The following is a 19,301-nucleotide window of genomic DNA, read 5'->3' as shown; positions in this document are numbered from 1 at the left end:
GACGAATTGAAGTGCGCAAGCATTGGAAAACAGTGCGCTATCCAATAGCGCGCACTGAATTCACTATTGCCTCAGCGGCTCGGCACCGGACGATTGACGACTTCGACCAGTGCATTACGGATCAGTTCGTTGCCAGCGATCACATTGCGGGCCTCGAACATGTTCTGCGCGCCCTTCATGTCGGAAACGAAGCCGCCGGCTTCGCGAATGAGCAGCAGGCCGGCAGCCATATCCCACGGAGAAAGCTCGGCTTCCCAAAAACCGTCAAGACGACCGGCAGCGACATAAGCAAGATCGAGAGCAGCCGCACCCGCACGGCGAACGCCTGCAACTTCACCCATGACATGACGCAGTTCGACGAGGAACTTGCCGTGGTTGCCACGGCCCAGATGCGGAATGCCGCAGCCGATGACGCAATCGGACAACACCCGGCGGGCAGCGACACGGATACGGCGGTCGTTGAGGAACGCACCGCCGCCCTTTTCCGCCGTATAGAGTTCATCCACTGCCGGGTTGAACACGACACCGGCAACGATCTCGCCATTGCGCTCGAGCGCGATCGAGACTGCAAACTGCGGAATGCCGTGGAGGAAGTTGGTCGTGCCATCGAGCGGATCGACGATCCAGCGATGCGCACCGTCGGTGCCCTTTTCTTCGCCACCCTCTTCACCGAGGAAGCCATAGGTCGGGCGAGCCTTCATCAGCTCGTCACGGACGATCTTTTCAGCTTTCAGGTCGGCCTGCGAAACGAAGTCGCTCGGTCCCTTTACGGAAACCTGCAGATTCTGCACCTCACCAAAATCTCTGGTAAGCGATTTGCCTGCCTTCAAGGCAGCCTGCACCATGACATTGAGAAGCGCTGAACGGGCCATTTCGGAATCCTTGAGCCCCGGAATCCGGATGACCGGGAGAGCGGGCGATACTGATTTTGTTGATTGGGCGGCTTCAAGACCACAAATTGCCGGTAAATTCAAGTCATGCGGTCGCACGGCAGTGTTGTCATTCGCGGCCCAGCCTGCGAAAGGAGGGCAGACCTCATACAGGAGACAGCCCCATGCGCATGCCCATCCCTCTTTTTATCAGCCTCGGCATGCTCATCACCATGACCTTTTTGTCGCTGGGCCTATGGGCCGCATTGCCGGCCGAGACTATGCTGCCGATCCACTTCGACTTCTCCGGAAATCCGGATAATTTCGCGCGCCCGACGATCGCTCTTTTCCTGCTGCCCGGCGCGATGCTGTTTGCGGTCGCCGTCTTTGTCGTGTCGCCGTCCATCAATCCCAAGGCGCTTGATCGCCCCGGTCTCTACACCGCCATCTGGCTGTTTGTTATTCTGGCGCTGGCCGTGGCCCACGGCTTCATCATCCGCGGCGCGCTCTTTGCATTACAGGCGCTACAGGGCTAATTCCGCCGGAACTTGTTGGCGGCATCGATCGCCTGCTTCTGCTGGTCTTCGTTAATGCCGAGATAGAAATCCTCAAGCCCGGCATCCTGCAGGCCGGCGCGCCGGGAGAGCACGTACCACTTGGCGGCTTCCACGGGGTTGGGTCGCGTGCCGAGTGCATTGATATAGAGATAGGCAAGCTTGTTCTGGGCGACCACATTGCCGCGCATCGCGGCAATCCTCAACCACTCGAACCCCTTGTCGTAGTCACGCTCGCCGCCGACGCCGTTTACATACCAGATGCCCATGTCCAGCTGGGCGGTGTCATAACCCGCCTTGGCGGAACGCAGCATCCAGTCACGCGCCTGCGCCTTCTTGGTCGGTGCAACTTCGCGAAGCGCCATGTAGAGCTGGGCCACGGCATATTGCGCATCGGCTACGCCCTGGCTGGCGGATTTTTCATAGAACGGCAGTGCCAGCTGCATTCCCTTTTCGCCGGGATTGTCGGAAATAAGGATCTGGCCCCAGTTGAACTGGGCCGCCGAATTCCCGGCTTCCGCCGCGCGACGCATGAAATCATCGGCCTTCTTTTTGTCGGCCGGAACATCGCGTCCCGTCATCAACAGCAGCGCATACTGGAACATTGCTGCGGCATCGCCTCCTTCGGCGGCCTGACCATACCAGAAGGCAGCGCCCTTGGGGTCGCGCGCGATCCCCTGCCCCTTCGTCATCATCTCTGCAACCAATGTCTGCGCCGCTGCATCGCCCTGCTGCGCCCGTTCAAGCGCAAGCTTCATCGCCTCGACATACATGCCGCGCTGATAGGCGCCATAAGCCTCATCGACCTTGCCGCTATAAGTTTTTTCCTCAGGTGGCGCTGGCAATGCAGCACCCATTCGCCTGTAAAGCTCGACGCCGCCCGACGGCACCAAGCCATCAGGCTGCTGCTGCCGCTCCATCTTGCCTGCTTCCGGCCCGACTGGCCGGGTCACCGCCTGATTGGACTGGGCATGCACAGATGTGACCGCAGCCACAGAAACGAGCAGTGCAGTGAAGACTTTGACCGGATTGCGATACAGTTTTTTCGTCGATGGCATGCGACCATCAACCCTCAAACCGTGGCGCTTTTTCGTCCAGCAACGCATTGGCCTTGGCAACGGCTGCAGCGGGGCCATCACCACTGGCAAAAACGGCATCGCGCAACGCCACGAATTCGGCTCCGCTCTCGGCGACGGCGACAACCGATTCGGCATCGTTGCCGCCCATAGTGATGCAGGGGATCTCGATCATCGACGCCCACCACTCAGCAAGCGCAACGTTCTTCGGATGAGCTTCCGGCTTGATGTCGCCATCGAAACGGCCGAAGAAAATATAGTCCGGCCTCAATTCGCCAATCTCGAGCGCAGTATGCCGTTCCGCCGCACCGCCGGCTCCGACGATCATCTTCGGCGTGAACTTTTCGATCGTCTCGCCCAGTTCCTCGAGCGAGCCCGACATGTGAAGACCATCGGCCTTGGCGCGACCGGCAACTCGGCTGTCACCGGAAATGATGGCGGCGGCTCCGGCATTCTGGATGATCTGCACCAGCACTTCCGCCCGCTTCTGGAATGCCTGATCGTCCAGCCCGTATTGCGGCAGGATGACCGATGCGACATCGCCACCCGACATGGCCTCCGTTAGAAGTTTGGCCTGGTGATCGGCATCGGCATCATCCGGTACGATCAGCACGATGCGGCAGCGGTTGTCCGGTTCTGTCATGTTCTTATCCGATCATTCTCGCCTTGAAGCGAAGACGTACCGCTTCAGCACGTTCCGCTCTGGTTTTATTCGGACAATTCGATAGACCGGACGGATTGCAGGATCAACACCCTCGACAGTAACCGCCGATGATAGATTTTCCCAGCCTGTCGTTCTTCCTCGCCGCAGTTCCGGCAGTCATGCTTGTCGGCCTGTCGAAAGGCGGCATCGGCGGCGCGATCGGCTTGATGGGCGTACCGATCATGTCGCTTGCGGTCGAGCCGGTCCAGGCAGCCGCAATTTTCCTGCCGATCCTTATTCTGATGGATGCTGTCGCGCTGTGGTCCTGGCGCAAATACAATGACCCGAAAACACTGCTGATGATCATGCCCGGCGGTGTGATCGGCATCGCCCTCGGTTGGGCGACGTCGGCCTATGTCTCCGACGATGCGCTGAAAGTGGTGATCGCTTCCACGACCATTCTGTTCGCCGCCCGCTATTTCTGGCAGGTCTATGGGCGCCGGGGCGAAATCGTGGCTCCTCTCCCGCACCGCCCGGTGGCCGCAACATTCTGGGGATCGCTGTCAGGTTATGCCAGCTTCGTCGCCCATGCCGGTGGCCCGCCATTCCAGATTTATGTCCTGCCGATGCAGCTTGACCCGAAAAACTACACCGGCGCGAGCATCCGCTTCTTCGCCATCGTCAATGCGGTGAAGGTGATACCCTATTTCTTTCTGGGTGCGTTGGATACGCAGAACCTGACCCTGTCGGCAACGCTTCTGCCCGTAGCACTCGTCTCGACAATAATGGGAGCGGCCGTCGTCAAGCATCTCAAGGCCGAAACTTTTTATCCGATGACCTATGGCCTCGCCTTTCTTGCCGGCCTCAAGCTGCTGTGGGATGGCCTGCCGTTCTGAACGGGTGCGGATTGGGAATAAAACCAGGCTCCAGAAACAATTCTGGCCGCAGCCCGCATGAACCACGACCAGAACTGAAAATTGGGTTTTGTGCCGCTATAGGATCATATCCAAATCGAGATCCGCGGCTATGGCTCTATTAGCTTGCCTTAGTGGCGTGTAGACGCCTTGAGGCGCTGCATTTGGTCTTTGATACGCAGCTTACGACGCTTCAGATCGGCGATTTCCCGATCGTCAGATGAAGGAGACGAAAGAATCGCCTGGAGCTCCTCCTCGAGATCGCCGTGCTTCTTTTCAAGCGATGCTATATGAGCCTGGATGGTCATGTGGCATGTCCTTCCCTATTGCCTGCTCCGGCCACTCCATCGGCCGAAGCTTCAGGTTTACGACGGAAGTGTGACACGATCTGATCTGTTTGTCGAAGGTGTTTTCGTGACAAGAGCGCGGCAAATTCGTGACGTTGGCGAACTTCCCGTTAACGCGGTTTGGTGATAGGAGCTTGCGCATTAAGCTGGGCCGGGTCACAAGCCCGGATCGATATGGGGACTTTAAGACATGGCCGATCAGGAACAGGCGGACAACCGGCTGGCGCTGGCAAAGCTCCGGCAGGAGCATGAAGACTACGACGCCGCGATCAACGCCATGATAAAGGTGGGCTGCGATGCGTTGCGCGTGCAGCGCATGAAGAAGAAAAAGCTCGCCATAAAAGACAAGATGACCCAGATCGAAGATCAGATTCTGCCCGACATCATTGCCTAGGAACGCTCAAATGGCCGAGACACCGCCCGTCGCCATCATCATGGGAAGCCAGTCTGACTGGGAGACCATGAAGAACGCTGCTGAAACCCTCGATGCCCTCGAAATCGACTACGAGGCACGCATCATTTCGGCACACCGGACGCCCGAACGCCTGTTCAATTTCGCCAAGGGCGCGCGTGACGAGGGCTTTCAGGTCATCATCGCCGGTGCCGGCGGCGCTGCCCACTTGCCCGGCATGGCCGCCTCGATGACGCCGCTGCCGGTCTTTGGTGTTCCGGTCCAGTCCAAGGCGCTTTCCGGTCAAGACAGCCTTCTGTCGATCGTCCAGATGCCGGCCGGCATTCCCGTCGGCACGCTCGCCATCGGTCGCGCCGGTGCAGTCAATGCGGCCCTGCTTGCAGCCGCCGTGCTTGCCCTCTCTGACGAGGACATCGCCTATCGCCTGGACGAATGGCGCGCCCGCCAGAGTGCCGCAGTCGCCGAATACCCGATGGACGAAGCATGAAGGCCCAGACGATCGGCATTATCGGCGGCGGCCAGCTCGGCCGCATGCTTGCAATGGCAGCCGCAAGGCTGAACCTCACCATCATCATCCTGGAACCTCAGGCCGATTGTCCCGCAGCGCAGGTCGCCAACGAGCAGATCACCGCTGCCTATGACGATGCTGCCGCTCTCGCGGAACTGGCCAGACGTTGTGATATCGTTACCTACGAGTTCGAGAACGTACCTGTTTCGGCCGCCCAAACGCTGGAGCGTTCAGTTCCGGTCTATCCGCCATCAAAGGCGCTCGAAGTCGCCCAGGACAGGCTGACGGAAAAACGCTTCCTCAACAGCTGCGGCATCGAGACGGCCCGCTTCCATGCGGTCAACAGCCAGCAGGAGCTTGAGGCATCGCTTGCCGACTTCGGTGGCAAGGGTGTGCTGAAGACCTGTCGCATGGGTTACGACGGCAAGGGCCAGCGCGTTTTCCGGTCGAGCGACGACTCGCCCGCAGGCGCGTATGAAGCGCTCGGTTCCGTGCCCCTGATTCTCGAAAGCTTCGTTGCCTTCGAGCGCGAGATCTCGATCATCGCCGCCCGTGCCAAGGACGGCACAATTCGGTGCTACGACCCGGCAGAGAATGTCCACCGCAATGGCATACTGCATACGTCGACCCTGCCGGCAAACATCCCGGCCGAGACAGCGGCAACCGCCCGTGCTGCGGCCGAAAAGCTGCTCGCAGCGCTCGGTTACGTCGGCGTTATCGGCATGGAATTCTTCGCCATGGCGGATGGCACGCTGATAGCCAACGAGATTGCCCCGCGCGTCCACAATTCCGGCCATTGGACGGAGGCTGCCTGCGTCATCTCGCAGTTCGAGCAGCATATGCGCGCGGTTGCCGGTCTTGGGCTCGGTGACCCGGACAGGCATTCCGATTGCGTGATGACCAACCTGATCGGCGACGACATTCTGACGCTGCCGCAATGGCTGGCAACCAAGGATGTGCTTGTCCATCTTTACGGCAAGACGGAAGCCCGTCCGGGCCGTAAAATGGGCCATGTCACCGAATTGAAAGGCCGGAAAACCTCGTCACAAGGTTGACATGGAGAAAGCCTCGGGTTATCTGCACCCCAACCTGAGGCGCGCCCCTATCTCTAGGGACTAGGCGGCGCGCTTTCGATTGTTAGAGACAAGCGGCTCTATGAGCCCACAGACTGCTGGACCAGTACAATGAAGATCAAGAACTCGCTTAAGGCGCTGAAGGCTCGTCACCGCGACAACCGTCTGGTTCGCCGTAAGGGCCGCATCTACATCATCAACAAGCAGAACCCGCGCTTCAAGGCCCGCCAGGGCTGATTGCTGCAGGCGAGTTTCTCGCCGGCAATCAAATTGTCGATAGCGCGACAATTCGGCTTTGACCTTCGGCGCATCCGGATTAACTTGTCCGGATGCGCTATTTGCTTTTGAGCACACCTATTCTGGCTTTGGCCGCTCTCGCCCCTGTTGCTCATGCACAGGCGCCTCAAGCCGCCCCTCCTGCACAAGCCGTTCCGCAACCAACCGCCCCCGCAGTAGAATCAGCCGCAGCCGCAAAACCGCTCGACACATTGTTCGAGGCGCTGAAACGCGAACGCGATCCTGAAAAGGCCAAGGGCATCGCCAGCCAGGTCATTGCCGAGATGAACGATTCCGGCAGCGCCACGGTCAACCTTCTGATGCAGTGGTCCGAAGACGCCATCAAGGAAAAGAAGAACGCCGCCGCGCTGGACTTCCTCGACCGTGTAACCCTTCTCGATCCTGCCTTCACAGAGGGCTGGAACAGGCGTGCTACACTTCACTACACGATGGGGGATCAGCGCAAGGCGATGGCCGATATTGCCGAAGTCTTGAAGCGTGAACCGCGCCACTTCGGCGCTCTTGCCGGCTTAGCGGGAATACTGACGGAAGCCGGCGATGACGACATAGCGCTGAAGGCCTGGGAGCGCTATCTCAACGTCTATCCAGCAGATCGGGAGGCACAGGAAGCCGTCTCGAAACTCTCGGAAAAGATCGCCGGGAACAGAACTTGAGCCTTTCCCAGGTTACTCTCCAATGATTCTGCCGCTTGCCCTTGTCGCCATTCTTGTCGCTGCGGCCTTCAGCTTTACCGCCTGGAAAAGCCGCCAGATTGAGCGGCAGTTTCCGCGCCATGGCGAACTGATCGATGTCGGCGGCTACAGGATCAACGCTCTGCACATTCCTGCACCGCCAAATCCCGCCCTGCCCCCGATCGTCTTCATCCATGGAGCAAGCGGCAACCTGAGGGACCAGGAAACGGCCTTCCGCAAGCTCCTGGAAGGCCGTGCGGAGCTTCTCTTCATCGACAGGCCCGGACATGGCTATTCGGAGCGCGGAAGGCCCGAGAACGGCTTCCCGGACGGACAGGCGGTAGCCATCAGCCGCGTGATGGATATGAAGGGCATGCAGCGCGCCATCATCGTCGGACACTCCTTCGGCGGAGCGATTACTGCAAGCTTTGCCGTCTTCCATCCCGAAAAGACGGCCGGATTGCTGTTTCTCGCACCGGCAACCCATCCCTGGCCCGGCGGCGTGGACTGGTACTACAGGATTTCGGCCGCTCCCTATCTGGGCTTCTGGTTCACCCGCCTCATCAGCCTGCCCGCAGGCCTTGTTCTGCTGGATGGTGCAACGAGGTCTGTCTTCAGCCCCAACCTCCGTCGTGACCGCTATGTCGAGAAGGGCGCACCCGCACTGGTGCTGAGGCCTGAAAACTTCCGCAACAACGCGGTCGATGTCGCCAATCTGCACGACTATGTCACGCGCATCTCACCACGCTATAAAGAGATTACGGCACCAACCATTGTCATCACCGGCGACAGCGACCCGATCGTGCTCGAAGAGATCCATTCCCAAGGGCTTGCGCGTGATATAGCCGGTTCCGAACTGGTGAAAATCCATGGCCTCGGCCACAAGCCGGACTATGTGGTGCCCGACGTGGCAATCGCCGCAATGGAAAAGATCGCAGGCATGGACCGCGACCTGCAGGCATTGGCACGCATGGCTGAGGCGCGGCTGACCCAGTCGGGAACTACGAGCGAGACAACATTGGGAATGGCGATCGAAAGAAAGTGAAGCGTCACCGCTCTGGCGCACTGATTGCGCTTACAGACCGCCTTTACTGCTCCACGCCCATTTCCAAAACGACAAACGGCCGGATCGCTCCGGCCGTCTGGTAATTGCAAATTGTGTCAGCCCGATTATGCGCCGGTCTGGCCGTCAGCGCCGATATAGGCGATACGCAGCATGTTCGTCGAACCGGGCGTGCCGAGCGGAACGCCGGCCGAGATGATGACGCGGTCGCCGGGCTTGCCGAACTCTTCCGAAACGGTGATGCGCGCAGCGCGGTTCACCATGTCTTCCAGATCGCTTGCATCCTCGGTTACGACGCAGTGCAGGCCCCAGCAGACAGCAAGGCGGCGGGCCGTCTTGACATTCGGGGACAGCGCCAGGATCGGAACATTCGGACGCTCGCGCGAGGCGCGCAGACCGGTCGTGCCGGACTGGGTGTAGGTGACGATCGCGGCAGCCTTGAGTGTTTCGGCAATCTGGCGTGCAGCAAGCGAGATCGCGTCGGAGCCGGTGGCTTCCGGCGTTGCGCGCTGTGCGTAAATGATGCTCGGATAAAGCGGATCCTGCTCGACCTGACGGGCGATGGACGCCATCATCGAGACAGCTTCGACCGGATACTGACCGGAAGCGGATTCGGCCGACAGCATGACGGCATCGGCGCCTTCGAAGACGGCGATCGACACGTCGGAGACTTCCGCGCGAGTCGGAACCGGAGCCGTGATCATCGATTCCAGCATCTGGGTGGCAACCACGACCGGCTTGCCTGCACGGCGGCAGGCGCGAGTCAGCTGCTTCTGGATACCGGGAACCATTTCGATCGGCATTTCAACACCAAGGTCACCACGGGCAACCATGACGGCGTCGGAAAGCTCGATGATCTCGTCGATGCGTTCGATAGCCTGCGGCTTTTCGATCTTCGACATGATGCCGACACGGCCGCGAGCGATCTTGCGGACTTCCGCCAGGTCTTCCGGACGCTGCACGAAGGACAGCGCAACCCAGTCGGCGTCTTCGGTGGCAAGAACGGCATCGAGGTCGGCGCGGTCCTTGTCGGTCAGAACGCCGACGGTCAGGATCGTGTCGGGCAGGCTGACGCCCTTGCGGTCGGAAATGCTGGTGCCGGCAACAACGGTGCAGACGATCTTCTTGCCGTCGGCTTCGACAGCCTTCAGAGCCAGCTTGCCGTCGTCGATCAGCAGGCGATCGCCGGCCTTGACCGCTTCGAGGATTTCCGGATGCGGAAGGTAGACGCGGTTTTCGTCACCCGGCGCTTCGTTGTTGTCGAGCGTGAATGTCTGACCCGGGGTCAGTGTTACTTTGGTGTTGGCAAATTTGCCGACGCGAAGCTTCGGTCCCTGCAAGTCACAGAGAATACCGATCGGGCGACCCGACTTCTTCTCGACCGAGCGGATGCGCTCGATCAGGGTACGCATCATTTCATGGCTGGCATGGCTCATGTTGATACGGAAGAGGTCAGCGCCTGCTTCGTGGAGCTTCTGGATCATTGCCTCTTCCGACGATGCCGGACCGAGCGTGGCAAGGATCTTTACTTTGCGGTTACGCCTCATCAATTCTGGCCTTCTTGCGTACCGGGCGTGTCGGACAGCTGGACCATCCAGCTTCCCTGACGACCCGTATCATACTCTTTGAAACCCATGCGCTGGTGGCCACGGGTGAAACAATCATTGACGCCGACAATTTTGAATTCATTCTCGGCGACGCACATATTGATATTTCCGGTCCACCGCCCTCCGCGGGCGGCATCCTCGGCATAAAGATAATAGTATCGTGACTGCAGTTCCCCTTCGATCAGAGTAGCGCAGGTGGAAGCAGGAACCTGCCACCAACCCTCGGTATTCCAACCATCCTGGGCACGATAACCGATTGCCACCCCGACAAGATTCTGCGTGCCGTTACAGACACGAAAATCAGCATGAGCCGGAGAAGCCATGAGAAGCGGTGCGCTTGCGCAAACAGCAAAAGCACCCGCCGGAACGGAAAGGAGCGAACGAAGATAGATTTTAATCGATTTTATCGGCACGGTTTCCGTCAGGTCTCCATGGTTATCGTGGAGGCACTTTCTCGCGCGCAACGGGCAGAAAGTCAACGAAGCTGTGGTTGATTGCGTCGCCCTGCCGCTACGCTTGCTTAAATTTGTTTCATCCCCCTGCACGGGCTTGCTTTTTGACAAGCACAGGCCGCCTCTCTTGCGCCAAAACGGCTGTCATGCGATCACCAAACTCACAACATAATCGTTTGAAATGTACGTGAGCATGCAGAATTTCCAATCGTTCGAAATCATAGACGGCAACTATGACACAGGCATGGTGCTTCTCGCAGATCACGCCATGAACAGCCTTCCTTCGAAATATGGCACTCTTGGCCTACCCGACAGCGCCTTTCTCAGGCACATCGCTTTCGATATCGGCGTCGAGGGCCTGACACGCAGGCTTGCCGCCATGCTCGGCGTGCCGGCACTGCTCGGCTGCTTCTCGCGCCTGCTGATCGATCCGAACCGTGGTGAAGACGATCCGACCCTGATCATGAAGATTTCCGACGGCGCGATCATTCCCGGCAATCACCCGATTACCGATGAAGAATGGCAAACCCGCCTCGACACCTACCACCGGCCTTATCACCGCGCCGTCGAACAGACGATAGCCAAGGCCTCGACATCCGGCCGGGCGCCTCTGGTGCTTTCAATACATTCCTTCACTCCCTACTGGAAGGATTTCGCAAGGCCCTGGCATGCAGCAGTGTTATGGGACAGCGATGACAGGGCAGTTTTGCCGCTTCTGTCAAAACTTCGCGAACCGGGCGATATCGTTATAGGCGACAACGAGCCTTATGATGGCGCCTTGAAGGGCGACACGATGTATCGCCACTGCATGATCCCCGGCATTCCGCACGCGCTTCTGGAAGTAAGGCAGGACCTGATCGGCGATGATGCAGGCATGGATGCCTGGGCGGCAAGGCTTGCGCCGATCTTTACCTCGCTCAACGCAGACCCCAAATTGCATGAATACAGGATTTTCCCGTCGCGTACCGACCCCTACCCCGCCGTGTGACGACAGCAGTCAGGAGACGTTCCCATGACCGACATCAGCAAGGAACAACAAACCGAGCTTGAAGCGGCGGCATTTCGCCGGCTCGTCCAGCATCTGCGTGAACGGAGCGACGTCCAGAATATCGACATGATGAATCTGGCAGGCTTTTGCCGGAACTGTCTGTCCAACTGGTATCGCGATGCAGCGACCGAGGCAGGACTGGACCTTTCAAAAGAGGCTTCCCGCGAGATCGTCTACGGCATGCCCTATGAAGACTGGAAGAACCTTCACCAGATGGAAGCAAGCGACGCTCAAAAAGCCGCATTCGAGATCAACAAGCCGCCGCATGGCTGAATCGGCATTGGCGATTGATTAGGCTTGACCTTGCGCCTGCTTTTCGGCACTTGACCACTATCCAATAGAGATTTCCATTATCAGGAGACACCGATGTCTGATGCTCATGGCGTCGCCCGCGACCAGCTCCGCGCTTTTGTAGAGCGCATTGAACGACTTGAAGAAGAAAAGAAGACGATCGCCGACGACATCAAGGACGTCTATGGCGAAGCGAAGTCGATGGGCTACGACACCAAGATCATGAAAAAGGTCATCGCCCTTCGCAAGAAGGATGACCAGGAGCGCATGGAAGAGGACCTGATCCTCGACACTTACCTCAGCGCCCTCGGCATGATCCCGGGCGCCGGCACCGACGAGGAAGAAGCCGCCTGATCCGCTTTTCAAAGCCCGCCCCTTGAAGGCGGGCTTTTTCTTTTGCGCCTGATGCAGCAAATCTCCCTTCGCGCGAGTTTCCAATGGCAGATCACGACGTCATCGTTATCGGCGCAGGCTTTACCGGCCTTACCGCGGCCACGGACCTGATGGCTGCCGGCCTCGATGTCATCGTGGTCGAGGCCCGCAACCGCGTCGGCGGCCGGGTGGAATCGGAATATTTGCCGAACGGGACACGCATCGATACCGGCGGCCAGTTCCTATGCCGTGACATGACACATCTGGTCGAGACGGCGCAGCGCTTCGGAGCACGCACCGTCTTCTCTCATGTCGATGGAGAACAATCCTATCGCCCCGCCATTCCACCCGAACACGGTGATGCCATCTGGAACGGCGTGGAGCAGTTGCGTGAGCGAATGCGCTCCATCGATCTCACCAATCCTACATTCTCGGGTCTGACCGTGGGGCAATGGATCGACCGCCAGACCGACATGCCTTCGGACGTCACCGGCTCCTTCCGAAGACTGGTAAAGGGATTGTGGTGCCGCGCGCCGGAAGACGTGGCGCTTGCCTATCTCGTCTCGAACGACCGGCGGATTACCAATATTTATCCCGAACTTGAGATGTTCATGCGTGACACCATGCACGCGCTGGCCGACCGTTTAGCGGCGGGCCTCGATGACCGACTGAGACTGTCCGCACCCGCCACCTCTATCACCATCATGGAAGATGAGATTGAAGTGGATGTCGAGGGACGCGCGCTCACTGCAGGACATGTGATCATTGCCGTACCGCCCGTCATGGCGCGAAGAATAGAAATATCGCCACCGCTTCCAGCTGAACTCGAAAGGGCACTTTCTGCTTGGGAGCCGGGTTGTGCGATCAAGCTGCAGATCGGCTACAGGACACCATTCTGGCGCGACAAGGGACTGAGCGGGTCGGTCATGTGGAGCGATCCGCAGGGCATCTACGCCTGCGACGCCAGCCATGACGATTATTTCGGCATCGTCGTCTTTCTTGGCGGACCGCTGGCCTCGGAATGGCATAAGCGACCGCAGACCGAGCTGGCGAACTTCGTCACGTCAGAACTCAGCGCCGCATTGGGAGGAAAAGGTCACGAACCGGTTTCCGTCTGCATTCGCGATTGGGTCAACGATGCCTGGAGCGATGGTGCCTATAGCGACGTCATCACCGACCTTGAGGCCACGGATGCGGAAGAGATCCTGCTCAAGGGACTGCCGCGCCTGCATTTTGCCTGTTCGGAACTGTCGCCGTCGTTTCCCGGATATATCGAGGGTGCGATCGTCGCCGGAAAACTGGCTGCGCAGTCTATCTTGCAAGACAGAGAATAGACTTCAGATTGGGTAAACCTAGCCGGGTATGAATCAGCTTCAAAACCGGATCAGTTGGAGCCGCTGAAACGATTGGGATCGATCTTCACTGCGGCAGCAACCGGCTTGAAGCCCTCGCTCGCATAGGCCGCCGAATATTCGCTGTTCAACGTGCGGGTCACCACCCGCGGCGCCTTCATCGAAACCACGCCACCCGAGCGCTTGTTATCCAGCGCCCATTTCTCCAGCTTATCCTTGGTCAGGTTGCCGGAAGCCGGTGCCAGATCAGGCTTCGTTGACCGGCCACCCTTGGTCGGTACGGCGGAAGCTGCTGCAGCGACCCACTTGGGCGTATCGAAACCATCGCCGAAATGACCGGAAGCGGAAGGGGCCTGGATAACCTTTTTCGGTAGTGCTGCAACTTCCGTCGGCTTGCGCGCCTGAGAATGCACGGGTGCCGGAGTAGCACCGGCCTCATCGCTGACAGCACGAATACCGGCCGCTGCTCTGCGATCATCATCGACACTGCGCGAAAGGGCTGCGACCAGTTCAGGCGTCAAGGCTTGCTCATTTTCCCTTGCCCGTTCCGCCGGTTGCGGAGCTGGCACCATTGCGGCAACCTGGGCGACAACCGGACGGTGAGCAGGAAGCGGTACGCCCGACACATCCTGCAGCGAAGGCGGAACATCGCCCAGCGACGCCATCATGTTTGATGTGTCGGCATCAGCCTTCGTCCCGCGCGAACCGAGCAAGGTCGGCACCGGAACGGCGTATTTCGTCAGATCTTCGAAGCTTTCACCTTGAGGCCTGCTGTTAACAGCCGCAGCGGCCTGAAGCGCAAGCGCCTCCTGGGCAGGATTGCGCTGCTGCGAATAGAGAGCAGTTGCAAGTGCACCCGGGCCGTCCTGGCGGAAAGCTGGGCGTGAAGCGGGAACCGGCGCCGTGATATTCTCCGGCTGCGGCGCCTGCTGAGGCTGGGCCGAAGCGACCATCACACCCGGCAGCGGAGCGGCGGCAGGTGCTTCGTCCTCTGCAGCAGCCGGCCGGCTTGCAGGCGCGGAGGGCCGCGGCGACGCAATGGCTGGCGTGCTGCTTTCACCATTATCCTCTTCTTCGTCGGCACCGCCGCCAAAGAGAGTTGCGAGGAAGCCGCGGCGCTTGCGTTCAGCGGCGGGCGCGCCGCCGGCCGTCGATGCGATCTCGATCGAGCTTGAACCGACACGTTTCTTGTAATCTGCGAGCGCCTGATCATAGCCTGGAAGCGGCTGACCATCTGCCGGAAGATGCAGCGTATTGCCCTTCGGGAAAATCTGCACCAGCTCCTGGCGCGACATACGCGGCCATGCACGCACGCCACCGACGTCCAGATGCACGAAAGGTGAACCGGATGTCGGATAGAAGCCGACGCCACCGACCTGCATCTGCATGGCAAGCGCACGCAGCGTCGCAAGCTTTACGCCGGGAATGTAGAAATCCATGGCCTTGCCGAGCATGTGCTGGCTGTTCTTCGCCACGCCGGTATTGCGCGAGCGACCGCGCAGCATGCCGTTGGTAGTAGGCGAACGATAGGCGGAGACGACGTGGATGTAATCCTTGGCGCCACTGCGCCGATAGACTTCCCAGACGAGATCGAAAAGACGCGGGTCCATCTTTGTCGGCTCGTTCTTGCGCCAGTCACGCAGGAAATTGTTGATCTGCTGAAGACCCTTGGGATCGAAGCGGCCGTTACGCTTGAACGTAATTTCGGCCTTTTCGCCGGTATGGATGAAGTAGAGCTTGAGGCTGCGGTTTTCCGCAGCCGCCTCGGACACCTGCACGGACCAGATGGAAGCAGCAACGACAGCAAGTGCCGCACCCTGAGCAGCACGCCTGGTCAGCGATTGAAAGGCCTTTAGGACGAGGCGATGAACGCCTGTGCCCGAAGGCATTTCTTTTGCATTCAAATCAGGCAAAGCGATCCCCGTCCTGCAGACAACGTCCCTCGTTGTCCCATTTGGCTGACAATTGCGGTCACACGATGGCAAATCTGCCACACATGTACAAGCATCTCTCTTATAGTCAATGATGTGCTAAAGAGAGATTGACAGAAATTGCCATCGCTTCCTTGCCTGAAAATTAACACTCTCTAATCAGGCTGCTTCCTTGAGTGGGTCATCCGGATCGATACCGTAATCCTTCAGCTTGCGGTAAAGCGTCGAACGACCGATGCCGAGTTTTCGCGCCACCTGGCTCATCTGGCCGCGGTAGAACTTCAGCGCGAAACGAATCAATTCCTCTTCCACATCGGCAAGTTTTCTCACCTCGCCCGTGTCGTCGGTGCTTACGATGACATTGTCCGATGCCGGGTAGGCGGCAGCCAGAAGCGCGCGTGGATCCGGCCGTGTCGTACGAGGCGGCAGCATCGGCTGCGGGAAGCCCAGATCTTCGATGATCGGGCGTAGGACCGATGAAGGAGCAGACATTTGTGTCGTGGCAGTCGCGACCAGTTCGGGAGTGCGGAATTCCGGCACCTGGGCCGCAATCTGCGGGAAATCAAGCTCTGTAAGCTCATCACCTTCCGCAAGCACGATGGCCCGGAAGATGGCGTTTTCGAGCTGACGGATATTGCCCGGCCAGTCGTAAGCCGTCAGCAGCGCCAGCGCACCGGCGCTGACATTGAGGTTCTGCGGCAGCTTCTGCTCCAGCGAAAAGCGCTCGGCGAAGACACGCACCAGATGCGGAATGTCTTCCTTGCGGCGACGCAGAGCCGGAATTGTGATCGGGAAAACGTTGAGGCGATAATAGAGATCCTCGCGGAAACGCCCGGCGCGAACCTCCTCGATCAGGTCTTTGTTAGTGGCCGAAATCAGCCGCACATTGACCTTGTGAACGCGGCCGGCACCGACCGTTTCAATCTCGCCCGACTGCACGGCGCGTAAGAGTTTCACCTGAACTTCGAGTGGCAGATCCCCGATTTCATCCAGGAAAAGCGTACCGCCATCGGCCTCGACGAACTTGCCTGTGTGACGCTCTGTCGCTCCGGTAAACGCACCTTTTTCGTGACCGAAAAGGATGCTCTCGACCAGATTAGCCGGGATCGCTCCACAGTTGACGGTGATGAACGGCTTGCCGGCACGATCGCTGCCCGACTGGATGGCGCGGGCGATCATTTCCTTGCCGACGCCGGATTCACCTTCGAGCACGACAGGGATATTGGAATGAGCCGCGCGCTGCGCCAGATCGATGACACGCAGCATGTCCGGGCTTGCCGAAACGATGTCGTTGAAGCCGACGACACCGGCGCGACGGCGACCGACCTTGGCCTTGCCTTCGCGATAATCGAGCTTCAATGCGTTGGCGATGGAGGTCGCGATCCGTTCCGGCGAGACCGGCTTGACGACGAAATCGAAAGCACCCGCACGCATGGCCTGGACGACATATTCGATACTGCCCTGTCCGGTCTGCACGATGACCGGGATCTGCACGCCCATCTCGCGCAGTGCGGCGAGGAAGGTCAGTCCATCCATTTCCGGCATCATCAGATCGAGTACGATGACATTGACGTCACCGCTGGTGCGACTGAGGAAATCGAGCGCGACCTTCCCGTTTTCGGCCAGATGCGCGACATAACCTTGCCGCTCGACTGCATTCTTCAGAAGGCGGCGCTGAATGGGATCGTCATCGACGACAAGGATATGAGCAGACATTTGTGAACTCCCGGCAACGTTCATCGTGCACCCTTTGCGGGCTCTTATGCTGGAAGTTGTGCCAGATAGGCTTGAACATCCCCTTTTGAGAAAAGCTCACATTTTAACAGTCTGAACAGAAAACGGACGGGTGGCGGCATATGGGTTGAAATGCTACCCATCTGGCACCCATTCGAGGACCCGGTTGAGGGAAGGAAAGACCATGAAAAATCGCATAGCGCTGTCTGAGATTGCACATGCCGCACCGGCGGCCGGTGGCGGCGCAACGGATCCCGCGCTTGGTCTCCTGCCCGTCTGGAAGCTTTCCGATCTTTATGCCGCCAAGGATGCACCGGCCTTTACAGCCGACCTGAAGCAATCCGAAACGGACGCGCTCGCCTTTGAAAACAAGTGGAAGGGCAAGCTGGCCGAGGCCGCGACGAAAACGGGTGCCGGCGGCATCGGTGAAGCCTTGAAGGAATATGAGGCACTCGACGATCTTCTGGGCAAGATCGGCTCATTCGCCGGCCTCACCTATTTTTCCGACACGTCCGACCCGGCCAACGGCAAATTCTTCGGCGACGTGCAGTCGAAACTCACTGATATCTCGTCGCACCTTCTGTTCTTCGCGCTGGAACTAAACCGCGTCGACGACGCCGTGATGGATGCCTGCATGGATCGCGATCCGACGGCTGGCCATTATCGCCCCTGGATCGTCGACCTGCGCAAGGACAAGCCCTTTCAGCTGGATGACAAGCTGGAACAGCTGTTCCTCGAAAAGTCGATGACGTCAGCGTCTGCCTTCAACCGCCTGTTCGACGAGACCATGGCGGAACTGCGCTTCGATATCGACGGCGAAAAGCAGCCGCTCGAAGTCACGCTCAACATGCTGCAGGAGGCCGATCCGGCCATCCGCGCCAAGGCGGCAAGTGCCCTGTCGAAAACCTTTAGCGACAACCTGCGTGTCTTCACCCTGATCACCAACACGCTCGCCAAGGACAAGGATATTTCCGACCGCTGGCGCGGCTTCGAGGATATCGCCGACAGCCGCCACCTTGCCAACCGGGTCGAGCGCGAAGTGGTCGATGCGCTGGCCGCCGCCGTTCAGGACGCCTATCCGCGCCTGTCGCACCGCTATTATGCGATGAAGGCAAGATGGCTCGGCGTGGACCAGCTGAATTACTGGGACCGCAACGCACCGCTGCCGGAAACGCCGAAGGCGGTCATTCCGTGGGAGACCGCGAAGGAGACCGTGCTTTCCGCTTATGGTGCCTTTGCGCCGGAAATGGCCGATATCGCCGGCCGCTTCTTTGCAGAAGAATGGATCGACGCGCCGTCGCGTCCCGGCAAGGCGCCCGGAGCCTTTGCTCATCCGACCGTGCCGTCTGCCCACCCTTATGTTCTGGTTAACTATCTCGGCAAACCGCGCGACGTGATGACGCTTGCGCACGAACTCGGCCATGGCGTGCATCAGGTTCTCGCCGGTGGACAGGGCGCACTAATGTGCCAGACGCCGCTGACGCTTGCCGAAACCGCCTCCGTCTTCGGCGAAATGCTGACTTTTCGCACGCTACTGGAGAAAACGAAGGACAAGCGTGAGCGCAAGGCGATGCTCGCCCAGAAGGTCGAGGACATGATCAACACGGTCGTGCGCCAGATCGCCTTCTACCAGTTCGAGCGCAAGGTCCACATGGCCCGCAAGGAAGGCGAGCTGACATCGCAGCAGATCGGCGAGCTTTGGCTGTCGGTTCAGGGCGAAAGCCTCGGCCCGGCGATCAAGATTTCGGAAGGTTATGAAAGCTGGTGGACCTATATCCCCCACTTCATCCACTCGCCCTTCTATGTCTATGCCTATGCCTTCGGCGACTGCCTGGTGAACTCGCTTTACGCCGTCTACCAGAACGCTGCGCCCGGCTTCCAGGACAAGTATTTCGAGCTTCTGAAGGCCGGCGGCACCAAGCACCATTCCGAACTCCTGAAGCCCTTCGGCCTCGACGCCACAGACCCGACCTTCTGGTCCAAGGGCCTGTCGATGATCGAAGGCCTGATCGACGAACTGGAAGCACTGGATAAGGAACTGGGCTGACGGCCTGAAATGACAAACGGCCGGGGAGACCCGGCCGTTT

At 59.2% G+C, this 19,301-nt stretch carries 21 protein-coding genes; 13 read left to right on the top strand and 8 right to left on the bottom strand.

Annotation, left to right across the window (positions count from 1 at the left end; all coding sequences use genetic code 11):
- Positions 1-71: 71 nt before the first annotated feature.
- On the bottom strand, positions 72-872 hold the full coding sequence (locus GGE33_RS02445; RefSeq protein ID WP_148143541.1) for an inositol monophosphatase family protein: 801 nt from the start codon (positions 870-872) through the stop codon (positions 72-74).
- 182 nt (positions 873-1,054) lie between these two features.
- Here GGE33_RS02445 and GGE33_RS02440 point away from each other — a divergent pair, with 182 nt between their 5' ends.
- Positions 1,055-1,405 (top strand): DUF1648 domain-containing protein, encoded by a 351-nt coding sequence (locus GGE33_RS02440; protein ID WP_148143539.1) that lies wholly within the window; start codon positions 1,055-1,057, stop codon positions 1,403-1,405.
- On the opposite strand, the gene GGE33_RS02435 is transcribed toward GGE33_RS02440, so the two are convergent.
- Together GGE33_RS02435 and GGE33_RS02430 are read right to left on the bottom strand one after the other, a co-directional pair.
- The gene (locus GGE33_RS02435) at positions 1,402-2,481 is read right to left on the bottom strand and encodes a tetratricopeptide repeat protein (RefSeq protein WP_246435700.1); all 1,080 of its coding nucleotides are present in this window, start codon (positions 2,479-2,481) and stop codon (positions 1,402-1,404) included. The two genes, GGE33_RS02440 and GGE33_RS02435, sit on opposite strands and share 4 nt — an antisense overlap.
- 7 nt (positions 2,482-2,488) lie before the next feature.
- On the bottom strand, positions 2,489-3,142 hold the full coding sequence (locus GGE33_RS02430; RefSeq protein WP_183821110.1) for a thiamine phosphate synthase: 654 nt from the start codon (positions 3,140-3,142) through the stop codon (positions 2,489-2,491).
- Between the two features lie 128 nt (positions 3,143-3,270).
- Here GGE33_RS02430 and GGE33_RS02425 point away from each other — a divergent pair, with 128 nt between their 5' ends.
- Positions 3,271-4,038, top strand: coding sequence for a sulfite exporter TauE/SafE family protein (locus GGE33_RS02425; RefSeq protein ID WP_183821109.1), 768 nt, complete (start codon positions 3,271-3,273; stop codon positions 4,036-4,038).
- Positions 4,039-4,187: 149 nt separating this feature from the next.
- Here the strand turns inward: GGE33_RS02425 and GGE33_RS02420 are convergent, their stop codons facing one another.
- Positions 4,188-4,364 (bottom strand): YdcH family protein, encoded by a 177-nt coding sequence (locus GGE33_RS02420; RefSeq protein ID WP_148143532.1) that lies wholly within the window; start codon positions 4,362-4,364, stop codon positions 4,188-4,190.
- Positions 4,365-4,593: 229 nt separating this feature from the next.
- Between GGE33_RS02420 and GGE33_RS02415 the strand changes: the two genes are divergently transcribed.
- The 6 genes from GGE33_RS02415 to GGE33_RS02390 all read left to right on the top strand — a co-directional run bounded on the left by GGE33_RS02415 (position 4,594) and on the right by GGE33_RS02390 (position 8,409).
- Positions 4,594-4,797: a YdcH family protein gene (locus GGE33_RS02415; RefSeq protein ID WP_112454343.1), complete on the top strand. Its 204-nt coding sequence runs from the start codon at positions 4,594-4,596 to the stop codon at positions 4,795-4,797.
- Between the two features lie 10 nt (positions 4,798-4,807).
- The gene (gene purE, locus GGE33_RS02410) at positions 4,808-5,302 is read left to right on the top strand and encodes a 5-(carboxyamino)imidazole ribonucleotide mutase (RefSeq protein WP_119941029.1); all 495 of its coding nucleotides are present in this window, start codon (positions 4,808-4,810) and stop codon (positions 5,300-5,302) included.
- Positions 5,299-6,378 carry a 5-(carboxyamino)imidazole ribonucleotide synthase gene (locus GGE33_RS02405; RefSeq protein WP_183821108.1) on the top strand — a complete coding sequence of 360 codons (1,080 nt, stop codon included), beginning with the start codon at positions 5,299-5,301 and terminating at the stop codon, positions 6,376-6,378. The genes purE and GGE33_RS02405 overlap by 4 nt, the downstream gene beginning before the upstream one ends.
- A 129-nt stretch (positions 6,379-6,507) precedes the next feature.
- Positions 6,508-6,633, top strand: coding sequence for a type B 50S ribosomal protein L36 (ykgO, locus tag GGE33_RS02400; protein ID WP_006726873.1), 126 nt, complete (start codon positions 6,508-6,510; stop codon positions 6,631-6,633).
- Between the two features lie 92 nt (positions 6,634-6,725).
- A complete protein-coding gene (locus GGE33_RS02395) occupies positions 6,726-7,346 on the top strand; it encodes a tetratricopeptide repeat protein (RefSeq protein ID WP_183821107.1) in 621 nt (206 codons plus the stop codon).
- Positions 7,347-7,368: 22 nt separating this feature from the next.
- Complete coding sequence (locus GGE33_RS02390; protein ID WP_183821106.1) at positions 7,369-8,409, top strand: alpha/beta fold hydrolase; 1,041 nt, start codon at positions 7,369-7,371, stop codon at positions 8,407-8,409.
- A gap of 125 nt (positions 8,410-8,534) precedes the next feature.
- On the opposite strand, the gene pyk is transcribed toward GGE33_RS02390, so the two are convergent.
- Both pyk and GGE33_RS02380 read right to left on the bottom strand, forming a co-directional pair.
- Positions 8,535-9,974, bottom strand: coding sequence for a pyruvate kinase (pyk, locus tag GGE33_RS02385; RefSeq protein ID WP_148143521.1), 1,440 nt, complete (start codon positions 9,972-9,974; stop codon positions 8,535-8,537).
- Entirely contained in the window at positions 9,974-10,357 is a 384-nt protein-coding gene (locus tag GGE33_RS02380) for a DUF1036 domain-containing protein (protein WP_223218398.1), read from the bottom strand. Before GGE33_RS02380 ends, pyk begins: the two co-directional genes overlap by 1 nt.
- Positions 10,358-10,679: 322 nt before the next feature.
- On the opposite strand from GGE33_RS02380, the gene GGE33_RS02375 reads away from it, so the two are divergent.
- From GGE33_RS02375 to GGE33_RS02360, 4 genes are all read left to right on the top strand, one after another.
- Entirely contained in the window at positions 10,680-11,474 is a 795-nt protein-coding gene (locus GGE33_RS02375; RefSeq protein WP_148143666.1) for an N-formylglutamate amidohydrolase, read from the top strand.
- 24 nt (positions 11,475-11,498) lie between these two features.
- Positions 11,499-11,807 (top strand): DUF1244 domain-containing protein, encoded by a 309-nt coding sequence (locus GGE33_RS02370; protein WP_148143519.1) that lies wholly within the window; start codon positions 11,499-11,501, stop codon positions 11,805-11,807.
- Positions 11,808-11,900: 93 nt separating this feature from the next.
- Complete coding sequence (locus GGE33_RS02365; protein ID WP_112454363.1) at positions 11,901-12,179, top strand: DUF2312 domain-containing protein; 279 nt, start codon at positions 11,901-11,903, stop codon at positions 12,177-12,179.
- 83 nt (positions 12,180-12,262) lie between these two features.
- Positions 12,263-13,531, top strand: a complete 1,269-nt coding sequence (locus GGE33_RS02360; RefSeq protein ID WP_183821105.1) for a flavin monoamine oxidase family protein — start codon at positions 12,263-12,265, stop codon at positions 13,529-13,531.
- 50 nt (positions 13,532-13,581) lie between these two features.
- On the opposite strand, the gene GGE33_RS02355 is transcribed toward GGE33_RS02360, so the two are convergent.
- Complete coding sequence (locus tag GGE33_RS02355; protein WP_183821104.1) at positions 13,582-15,438, bottom strand: peptidoglycan L,D-endopeptidase MepK; 1,857 nt, start codon at positions 15,436-15,438, stop codon at positions 13,582-13,584.
- Positions 15,439-15,639: 201 nt separating this feature from the next.
- Positions 15,640-17,220 (bottom strand): sigma-54-dependent transcriptional regulator, encoded by a 1,581-nt coding sequence (locus GGE33_RS02350; RefSeq protein WP_394353620.1) that lies wholly within the window; start codon positions 17,218-17,220, stop codon positions 15,640-15,642.
- 178 nt (positions 17,221-17,398) lie between these two features.
- Here GGE33_RS02350 and GGE33_RS02345 point away from each other — a divergent pair, with 178 nt between their 5' ends.
- Positions 17,399-19,261, top strand: coding sequence for a M3 family oligoendopeptidase (locus GGE33_RS02345; RefSeq protein ID WP_183821102.1), 1,863 nt, complete (start codon positions 17,399-17,401; stop codon positions 19,259-19,261).
- The last annotated feature ends 40 nt before the right edge of the window (positions 19,262-19,301 follow it).

It is taken from the genome of Aliirhizobium cellulosilyticum (genome assembly GCF_014198105.1).
Classification (GTDB): domain Bacteria; phylum Pseudomonadota; class Alphaproteobacteria; order Rhizobiales; family Rhizobiaceae; genus Neorhizobium; species Neorhizobium cellulosilyticum.
The sequence above is the reverse complement of the archived record's forward strand: the minus strand, read 5'-3'. Positions and strand labels throughout refer to the sequence as shown.

Bases quoted from the DNA above. Each gene is read 5' to 3' on its own strand.
- GGE33_RS02445 (WP_148143541.1), bottom strand. From the start codon at position 872: ATGGCCCGTTCAGCGCTTCTCAATGTCATGGTGCAGGCTGCCTTGAAG.
- GGE33_RS02440 (WP_148143539.1), top strand. From the start codon at position 1,055: ATGCGCATGCCCATCCCTCTTTTTATCAGCCTCGGCATGCTCATCACC.
- GGE33_RS02435 (WP_246435700.1), bottom strand. From the start codon at position 2,481: ATGCCATCGACGAAAAAACTGTATCGCAATCCGGTCAAAGTCTTCACT.
- GGE33_RS02430 (WP_183821110.1), bottom strand. From the start codon at position 3,142: ATGACAGAACCGGACAACCGCTGCCGCATCGTGCTGATCGTACCGGAT.
- GGE33_RS02425 (WP_183821109.1), top strand. From the start codon at position 3,271: ATGATAGATTTTCCCAGCCTGTCGTTCTTCCTCGCCGCAGTTCCGGCA.
- GGE33_RS02420 (WP_148143532.1), bottom strand. From the start codon at position 4,364: ATGACCATCCAGGCTCATATAGCATCGCTTGAAAAGAAGCACGGCGAT.
- GGE33_RS02415 (WP_112454343.1), top strand. From the start codon at position 4,594: ATGGCCGATCAGGAACAGGCGGACAACCGGCTGGCGCTGGCAAAGCTC.
- purE (WP_119941029.1), top strand. From the start codon at position 4,808: ATGGCCGAGACACCGCCCGTCGCCATCATCATGGGAAGCCAGTCTGAC.
- GGE33_RS02405 (WP_183821108.1), top strand. From the start codon at position 5,299: ATGAAGGCCCAGACGATCGGCATTATCGGCGGCGGCCAGCTCGGCCGC.
- ykgO (WP_006726873.1), top strand. From the start codon at position 6,508: ATGAAGATCAAGAACTCGCTTAAGGCGCTGAAGGCTCGTCACCGCGAC.
- GGE33_RS02395 (WP_183821107.1), top strand. From the start codon at position 6,726: ATGCGCTATTTGCTTTTGAGCACACCTATTCTGGCTTTGGCCGCTCTC.
- GGE33_RS02390 (WP_183821106.1), top strand. From the start codon at position 7,369: ATGATTCTGCCGCTTGCCCTTGTCGCCATTCTTGTCGCTGCGGCCTTC.
- pyk (WP_148143521.1), bottom strand. From the start codon at position 9,974: ATGAGGCGTAACCGCAAAGTAAAGATCCTTGCCACGCTCGGTCCGGCA.
- GGE33_RS02380 (WP_223218398.1), bottom strand. From the start codon at position 10,357: ATGGCTTCTCCGGCTCATGCTGATTTTCGTGTCTGTAACGGCACGCAG.
- GGE33_RS02375 (WP_148143666.1), top strand. From the start codon at position 10,680: ATGCAGAATTTCCAATCGTTCGAAATCATAGACGGCAACTATGACACA.
- GGE33_RS02370 (WP_148143519.1), top strand. From the start codon at position 11,499: ATGACCGACATCAGCAAGGAACAACAAACCGAGCTTGAAGCGGCGGCA.
- GGE33_RS02365 (WP_112454363.1), top strand. From the start codon at position 11,901: ATGTCTGATGCTCATGGCGTCGCCCGCGACCAGCTCCGCGCTTTTGTA.
- GGE33_RS02360 (WP_183821105.1), top strand. From the start codon at position 12,263: ATGGCAGATCACGACGTCATCGTTATCGGCGCAGGCTTTACCGGCCTT.
- GGE33_RS02355 (WP_183821104.1), bottom strand. From the start codon at position 15,438: ATGCCTTCGGGCACAGGCGTTCATCGCCTCGTCCTAAAGGCCTTTCAA.
- GGE33_RS02350 (WP_394353620.1), bottom strand. From the start codon at position 17,220: ATGAACGTTGCCGGGAGTTCACAAATGTCTGCTCATATCCTTGTCGTC.
- GGE33_RS02345 (WP_183821102.1), top strand. From the start codon at position 17,399: ATGAAAAATCGCATAGCGCTGTCTGAGATTGCACATGCCGCACCGGCG.